This is a genomic window from Paraburkholderia sp. BL18I3N2 (assembly GCF_003001875.1).
Taxonomy (GTDB): domain Bacteria; phylum Pseudomonadota; class Gammaproteobacteria; order Burkholderiales; family Burkholderiaceae; genus Paraburkholderia; species Paraburkholderia phytofirmans.
In genome coordinates this window covers 1-7,473 of the sequence record NZ_PVNC01000048.1, presented here as the reverse complement: position 1 = coordinate 7,473, position 7,473 = coordinate 1, and the positions used below count along the sequence as shown (strand labels likewise).

Annotated in this window: 9 protein-coding genes and 1 pseudogene; 5 read left to right on the top strand and 5 right to left on the bottom strand. The window is 61.4% G+C overall.

What is annotated here, in order from left to right; translation table 11 throughout:
- A partial coding sequence (locus tag B0G75_RS39675) for a hypothetical protein (RefSeq protein WP_146142608.1) occupies positions 1 to 215 on the top strand: 215 nt, incomplete at its 5' end.
- Between the two features lie 217 nt (positions 216 to 432).
- Positions 433 to 831 (top strand): annotated as a pseudogene (locus B0G75_RS39670) (Clp protease ClpC); the annotation flags it as partial.
- A gap of 52 nt (positions 832 to 883) precedes the next feature.
- Here B0G75_RS39670 and B0G75_RS39665 read toward each other — a convergent pair.
- The 5 genes from B0G75_RS39665 to B0G75_RS39650 form a co-directional block, all read right to left on the bottom strand.
- Complete coding sequence (locus B0G75_RS39665) at positions 884 to 1,156, bottom strand: UBP-type zinc finger domain-containing protein (RefSeq protein WP_106314936.1); 273 nt, start codon at positions 1,154 to 1,156, stop codon at positions 884 to 886.
- A 58-nt stretch (positions 1,157 to 1,214) separates the two neighbouring features.
- A complete protein-coding gene (locus tag B0G75_RS41805) occupies positions 1,215 to 1,475 on the bottom strand; it encodes an NAD(P)/FAD-dependent oxidoreductase (protein WP_258194971.1) in 261 nt (86 codons plus the stop codon).
- A gap of 32 nt (positions 1,476 to 1,507) precedes the next feature.
- Entirely contained in the window at positions 1,508 to 2,470 is a 963-nt protein-coding gene (locus B0G75_RS39660; RefSeq protein WP_258194970.1) for an NAD(P)/FAD-dependent oxidoreductase, read from the bottom strand.
- A 147-nt stretch (positions 2,471 to 2,617) separates the two neighbouring features.
- Positions 2,618 to 2,857 carry a DUF6566 family protein gene (locus B0G75_RS39655; protein ID WP_106314935.1) on the bottom strand — a complete coding sequence of 80 codons (240 nt, stop codon included), beginning with the start codon at positions 2,855 to 2,857 and terminating at the stop codon, positions 2,618 to 2,620.
- A 27-nt stretch (positions 2,858 to 2,884) separates the two neighbouring features.
- Positions 2,885 to 3,127, bottom strand: a complete 243-nt coding sequence (locus tag B0G75_RS39650) for a hypothetical protein (protein WP_106314934.1) — start codon at positions 3,125 to 3,127, stop codon at positions 2,885 to 2,887.
- Between the two features lie 738 nt (positions 3,128 to 3,865).
- On the opposite strand from B0G75_RS39650, the gene B0G75_RS39645 reads away from it, so the two are divergent.
- The 3 genes from B0G75_RS39645 to B0G75_RS39635 form a co-directional block, all read left to right on the top strand.
- The gene (locus tag B0G75_RS39645) at positions 3,866 to 4,432 is read left to right on the top strand and encodes a phosphate-starvation-inducible PsiE family protein (RefSeq protein ID WP_106314933.1); all 567 of its coding nucleotides are present in this window, start codon (positions 3,866 to 3,868) and stop codon (positions 4,430 to 4,432) included.
- A gap of 50 nt (positions 4,433 to 4,482) precedes the next feature.
- Complete coding sequence (locus tag B0G75_RS39640; RefSeq protein ID WP_106314932.1) at positions 4,483 to 4,746, top strand: hypothetical protein; 264 nt, start codon at positions 4,483 to 4,485, stop codon at positions 4,744 to 4,746.
- A gap of 532 nt (positions 4,747 to 5,278) precedes the next feature.
- Positions 5,279 to 7,473 (top strand): type VI secretion system Vgr family protein (locus B0G75_RS39635; RefSeq protein ID WP_258194969.1); only part of this gene is annotated, 2,195 nt, incomplete at its 3' end.

The following is a 7,473-nucleotide window of genomic DNA, read 5'->3' as shown; positions in this document are numbered from 1 at the left end:
TGCTGCTCTACGTGACGGCACTGGAGGACTACACGAGGCGCGAACCGCTGCCTTGGGCCGAGCTGTTCGCGGCGCGCGGCCGCGCGCTCGCGCACATCCTGCAGGCGCCTGCAGACGAAGCCGTGCGATGCGAGCTTAGGCGCGTGCGAACCGTGCTGCTGCAGGCAGGCTTCAGGCAGTACCTGGCCGCGGTCGATGGAGCACTCGCCGCGTGAGGCGAGCGTCACGCCTGTGCCGTGTGTCTATCCGTCCGGCCGGTTGAGGTCCGCGCGTTCGCTAGTCGCAGCCCTCAAGGGAACGATAGCGCTAGCGCGGAATCGTTTAATGGGCGAACCCCCGCTTGGGTTGGTAGGCGCATCCGCTGCAGCGATCCGATGCTCGCGTCCGCAAAGGTGCGAATGTCAGGAAAGGAACCCGTCGGCAAGTCTGATGGATCGGTTCAGGCCCGAGTTTTTAAACCGGGTCGATGAAGTCGTCGTGTTCCATGCACTCGGCAAGGAGCAGATTCGCCGTATCGTAGACCTGCAACTTGCGCGCGTACGGCGTACCGCGTTGGCCCAAGGCATCGATCTGTCGTTCGACGACGGGTTGCGCGATCATCTTGCACAGATCGGCTATGACCCCGAGTTCGGCGCACGGATGCTCAAACGCAAGATCCGTCTTGAAGTGGAATCGCAACTCGCCGATGCGCTGTTGCGAGGCGACGTGCGCGATGGCGACAAGGTCACGATGACTTACGACTCAGGTACACGCTCTGTGCTTGTGCAGAAAGGAGCATCGCCCACTGAAGCGCCCAGCGAGGCGTCAACGCAGGTACCGGCACATGCGTGACGCTGGCGTGATCAAGGACGCGACGCTGCCCGCCCGTGCGGGGGCGTCGGCCTCACGATTCAAGTTCACCTGCTACGATCTCGTCGCGATAGCACCAGATCCATGTTTCGCCGGGTTCGATTGAACGTACCAGCGGATGACCGGTCGCGTGAAAATGCTTGCTTGCATGCCGGTTGGGCGACGAATCGCAGCAGCCGACGTGTCCGCAAGAAAGACAAAGCCTTAAATGTACCCACGGCTGGCCAAGCTTCACGCAGTCCTCGCAATAGTCGATGGACGTGCGGAGAATGCGGGCTTCGCCCAGGTGCGTGCAACCAGGGGTCATGATCGTGCTCCTCGGTCAAGTATGCGCTGACGTGCGGGGATCAAGATTGCACTCGTGCTCAAGCGCTATTCAGATAGCGATGAACCAGCGCCACAGCCATTGCCCCTTCGCCGACTGCCGACGCCACGCGCTTGATCGATGCGTGACGCACGTCGCCCGCTGCGAATACGCCGGGCACACTTGTTTCCAGATGCAGCGGCGCGCGTTCGAGAGGCCAATTCAGGTTCGCCCGAAATTCCTGCAGATCGGGACCGGTTACGAGATAGCCGCCTTCATCGCGAACGACGCCGACCTCCTGCGCCCATTCCGTCTGCGGCACGCCGCCAATGCAGACGAATAGCCAATTCGTTTTTACCGTGCGGTTCGCACATCGGTCAGCGTGATCTCCTGCAACACGTCATTACCTGCGAGCGCGGTAACTTCGGTGCAGGTGCGCACTTCAATGTTCGACGCCGATGTGATGCGATCCACCAGGTATTGGGACAACGTGTTCTTGAGCGAGGCATCACGCACGAGCATATAGACGCGGTTGGCGGACTGCGAAAAATGCATGGCGGCCTGTCCCGCCGAATTGCCGCCGCCCACCACATATACGTCTTCGCCATGGATCAGCGTGGCCTCACTGGCGCCGGCGCCGTAATAAAGGCCCGCGCCGAGAAAGCGCTCTTCACCTGCCAGGCCTAGCGTGCGATATGCGACGCCGGTCGCGCAGATCGAGGTGCGCGCCGTGATACGCGTGCCGTCTTCCAGATACACGATGCCCTGGCCCGGCGGGAACTCCGCGTGCACGCCGGCGCGCGCCAGCAGGATTTCCGCGCCGAACTTGACGGCCTGGTCGCGCGCCCGTTCAGCGAGTTCCGCGCCGCTCACGCCCTGTGGAAAGCCCAGATAGTTCTCGATCTTCGAACTGCTACCTGCCTGACCGCCCAGTGCCCAGCGCTCCACCAGCACGGTATGCAGTCCCTCCGATGCACCGTACACCGCGGCGCTCAATCCCGCCGGTCCTGCGCCGTAAATCGCCAGATCGTAAGCCTCACGGGAGGGACTCGCAAACCAGCCGAGCTTCTCCGTGATTTGCCGGATGGTGGGACATTCCAGCCGCGTTCCGTCGTGGAAGACGCAGACCGGCAAGCGCGAATCGGCAAGGTGCTGCACATGCGCCAGTTCCTCCGCTTCCTTATCGCTGCCCAGTTCGATCCATTCGAACGGTATGTCGCAGCGATGCAGGAAGTCGCGTATCGCGTAGCCATTTGCGCTGCGCATGCGTCCATAGATCCTGACCATGAATAACGTATCCACCTTTTTGGACGTCACGACTTTGTTTCGTTCTCTCGCGCTTCACAAGCAGGCGGCCGCGCCAGGATAGCGGCGGTTGGCCGTATTCGTGCACCGTAAGCGCATCGGAGGGTGGCGTCTTTCACGAACCTGCCGGGTTTTGTTCGCTTTCCGCTCACGGTTCCATCACATCAGGTCGTGCGACTCTTCCAGCTTGCGATCGACAAAACGCGTGCCCCATTCGATGCCGTCGCGCACCGCCTCCTCCTGCGTAAGCCATTCCGGCTGAATCGTCTCCAGACGGAATTCGGCCTCGGGGCTATCGGCATGGCGCACACTCACCTTCGCCTGCCACGCGCCGTATGCATTCTGCTCCGGCTGTACCGCGATCTCGTAGCCTCGATGCTCAAACACGTGCGTTTGCATGAGCGGCTCCGGTTTCGTATCAAGGCGTCAATCTGGAAGCACGAACTCGGTGCGCATGTCTTCGATCACCTTCTGGACATGATGTGCGCAATCTACGCCGAGGTCATTGAGCGGCACCATGTTCCAGTTGCGGCCGGATGCGTCGGGCGGGTGCCGCTCCGGTAGCGGTATGCGCGCGCGCAAAGCTCCCGGCACGTCAGCGCCGATTTTCGCCATGCGGTTCTGCAGTTCGTCGCGAATCTGCTCAGCGGTTTGAACGGTCTTCGGCATCGGTCTGCCTCGCTCGATCGCACGTCCCAATCGTGACTGAATAGCGCATACGTGCCTCTTGCGTGAGCATGCACCGACGATATTCAAGTCTAGTCGCTAATTCGGGGATGTACAGATTAGCGCTCGCTTTTGTGGACTGCATGAGGGAAGGCGCGCCGATAAACTGCGTTTCGGCAAAATGCGCAAAAGACCACGAGGGCCCGATCCTCCACAGGCGAGCCGTATCGTCTCTAAAGCGGGTGTCGCCAGCTGATGAGCTGCTGGCGAGCTGACACATACGAAGTATTAGACGTGCCAGGCACAGCCGCGCGTGACACGCGCGAGGCTGCATTGACCGTGCGTCAAGCGAGTCCTGCATAGCTCGTATGAGCGGTCGACGACCGATCGGCGCATCCCCGGTCAGGCGGGTAGTGACGCAATTGCTGTGGCGCCGCCAAGATGGCGTATTCCACATCGCGCTCATTGGGGTACAGTGCATGGACCTGCCGCTTCCGGCTCCGTATTTTTTCGAATACTCGATAGGAACCTGTATCAGAAGCGCGAGATAGTTCGGCCGCTGTTTTCAATGACCGAATACGTCGGTTCCGTTGCGGGCAGCTATCCATCAAGAAGCCGAGCAAACGCGAAGGACCGTAGCATGTGCGCTACGACCGTCGAATGGACTGTGCACGGCGCATGTGCAATCCATGCACGTGCGGTGCGCTCACGGCGCAGCGACGGCCCTCCGGGAGTCAAATCATGAAAAGTAAGAAAAGCTGGCTACGCAAGGATCTCGATGCGTTGCGTCTGCAGTGGGACATGCTCACCTTTTATGAACGATTCGAGCAGCTTGTCGTGCATGTGCTGAGCTTCGTGATCTCTATCATTATCCTCGTTTCGCTCTGGCAGTTGATCCACGCGGTGATTTCATTGCTGGTTTCGGACGCGCTGAACCCGCTGGATCACGCGGTGTATCAGACCATCTTCGGGATGGTCATGACGCTGCTGATCGCGATGGAATTCAAGCATTCGATTACGCGCGTGATGGCGCGGCGCGATCACATCGTGCAGGTCAAAACGGTGCTTCTAATTGCGCTGCTGGCTATCGCCCGCAAATTCATCATTCTCGATCCGGCCAGTGCGCCCGCCCAGATCGCGGCGCTTGCATTTGCGCTGGTGGCACTGGGGATCGTCTATTGGCTGATGCGGCAGCGTGATGACCCGGTCGACGCGAAGATCGCCGCGCAAGCGGAGCGTGATCGTGTGGTGCACGCGCAGCGACAGCAAGGGGGGACACCCCGTGAAGGTGGCCAATCCGACAATTGATCTGAGTCGCCGCGCTCGTCAAGTGATGAGAGCGTGAGCTTCAATCCAGCATGATCGGCACGTCAAACGCCCACGCGGAACCCGGCCGCGCTGGCGAACCGGTTGCGGGCTCGCTGAGCCGGCGGATCGAGCAACTCGCGCCAAGTGAGGCGCTCTACAAGCCGGGAGGAAATGAAACCGTCAGGCGTAACAGTCAGCGCGCCATCGCTAACGTCATAAGACGCCATCCCGACCGCGAATACGATCTGGACTTGTGGCTCGCGCTACATCGTTCGGGCACGGAAGACCAGGCCCGCCAGATGCCGCGAAATTAACCTGCGTCCGCAGGTAGAAGTCATTGCCCTCCGTCGCAGGCTTCGCTTCGGACGTTCATCCTCTTTCACAGTCCGCTTTGCCGGCGGCCTTTTTTATCCTGTCGATCGCAAGACACATCAGGCACGCCGCCCGCTCGCGGCATCCGGCACAACATCAATAGATTGGGTAGTTAACCATACTGATGATATCTGTCAGCCCGCTATGCGAGATGCCTATCTATTTTTTCTGTTTGACCAGTTTTTACAGTCGTCTTATGTACGCCTACGAGGTGCCAATCTGATAATGAACGGGAGAATACTGGAGGTAAAAGGCACATAACGGCGTCGCTAACGGCCCGACACGGGCGTCGTCCTGCATGACAGGCTGGCGCAGTTCAGGTCTCTCGCGGAGTGCGTAACAGGCGGATTCCAGCGGTTTTAAAAGAAGAACTTCCGAGGGGCAGCAAATGTCGTGGTTGACTCGACCGCGCACGCCGGACATGACCGGCGATGCACTAACGCAAACTCTATTGAGGTGCGCGTGACCCAGTGGATGACCCAGACACACACCGTCACGTTCAGCGGTGCCGCGCTTCCCGAAATCGTCGGCGTCGCATACAGCAACAGGCAGTTCACGGAAAAGCGCGCGCCGATGCTGACCGTTCGCCGGGTCAGCGGACGCGAGGCGGTCGGCGAACTGTTCGAATACATCGTTGAGACAGCAGTCGAGAACCCGGACTTTCTGGAAGACCCCGAGAGCGCCGCGCAGATCGATCTGGAGAGCATCGTCGGCACAGCCGGCACCGTGGCGATCCAGATCACCGGCATCGGCACCTTCCGTGCGGGCGCGACAGGCGATAGCGGGCGCGCGAATGTCGGCGCCGATACCCGCTACATCAGCGGCGAAATCGTTTCGGCGCGAATCAGTTGCGTTGAAGACCGCGCGGCGATTTTCGAGTTCGTGCTGCGTCCGTTTGTGTGGCGCGCGACGCTGAACTGCGATTCGCGCATCTTTCATGGTTCGGTGACCAAGGTGCTCGAAGAAGTCCTGCAGCCTTATGTGGGCACGGTTGAATGGCGTATCGGCGGAATGTATAACAGCCGCAGCTACCCGCCGCGCGACATGATCCGGCAGGCGTGGGAATCAGACTGGGCATTCATATCCCGTTTAATGGAAGAGTTCGGGCTCTGCTACTGGTTTGAGCATCGTGACGACTTTCATTCGCTCGTCATATCCGACCTGCTGAGCGGCTTCCGTCCGCACGGCGTGGCCTATGAAACGCTTCGCTATCATCCGGCCGGCCGGATCGATGAGGAACATATCAGCGAACTGTCGGTGTCGTACACGCTGACGCCGGGCAGCGCCGAAGTCAACGACCACAACTACGTGGAGCCGCGACTTGCAAAGAGTCTCGCACCGAACCGCGAACGTTACGAAGACTTGCGCGGCACGGCGAGCCAGGCCATCGAAATCTACGAACCCGCCGACTTCGCGCAGCCGGAGGCCCGGCGCACGTTTGCCGACGCGAACGACGAGCGGGAGGAAGCCCGGTATCTTGCGCGGGTCAAACTCGAAGCGAGACGCTGCCAGGGGCTGCGCGCAACCGGCAGGGGCCATCTTCAGGGGCTGCAGCCCGGCCGCACGTTCACGCTGACCGGCTATCCGCAGCAGCGCGCGAACCGTGAATACATCGTTCTGCGCAGCACGCTGGATATCACTGAAGTCGGCACGTCCTCAGGCGACTGGCGTCAGTACTCGGTCAACACGGAATTTGAACTGCAACCGTCGAACGAGTATTTCCGGCTGCCGCAGCTCACGCCGAGGCCACGCATGGACGGCTATGAATACGCCGTGGTGGTCGCGCCGCAGGACAAGGAAATGTTCATCGACTCCCGCAACCGGCTGCGCATCCAGTTCGACTGGGACCGTCAGGCAAAACTGGATGACTCAACCTCGATCTGGGTGCGCGTCATGAGCCAGTGGCAGGGTGGCGAGATGGGCGTTGTCGCACCGGGCCGGGCGGGACAGATGGTCCTCGTCGCCCATGTCCACGGCGACCCCGACCGGCCGGTTGTTGCGGGCTTCGTCGTGGACAGGTTCAACATGCCGCCGTGGGCACTGCCGGCCAACGCGGCACTCAGCGGCATCCGCAGCAGCAGCCTTGGGTATGGCCGGCGCTCGAACCATCTCGCGCTGGACGATACACCCGGCAGGATGCAGGCGCAGCTGTCGAGCGACCAGGCGAATTCGCGGTTTGTGGCGGGGTTCAATACGCGCATCGACGGCAACCGGGGGCGCGCCGAGGCGCGCGGCGAAGGGATCGAGATTGCCACCGATGCGCATGCGGTGATGCGGGCGAGCCGGGGGCTGCTCGTGACGACCGAGGCGCGCGCGGGCGCGACCGCTCCGGTAAAGGATATGGGCGAGACGGTACAGCGGCTCACGCAGGCGCGGCAGCAGCATGAGGACCTGTCGCTGCTCGCGAAGCAGCACAACGCGCAGACGCCGCAAGCAAGCCAGAGCGATGCGGCCAGCACGATCAGGACGCAGAACGACGCGATCAGGGGCGGCGCCAGGACGCCGGAAAATCCATCGCCGGAGATGACGCGCCCGGACGCGGTCATTGCGAGTGCGGCCGGCGTCGCGACCACTGCCGCAGACAGCACGCATATGGCGAGCGCGAACGATCACGCGGTGACGGCGGGACGGGACGTGAGTGTGTCGTCGGGACGTTCGCTGTTTGCGTC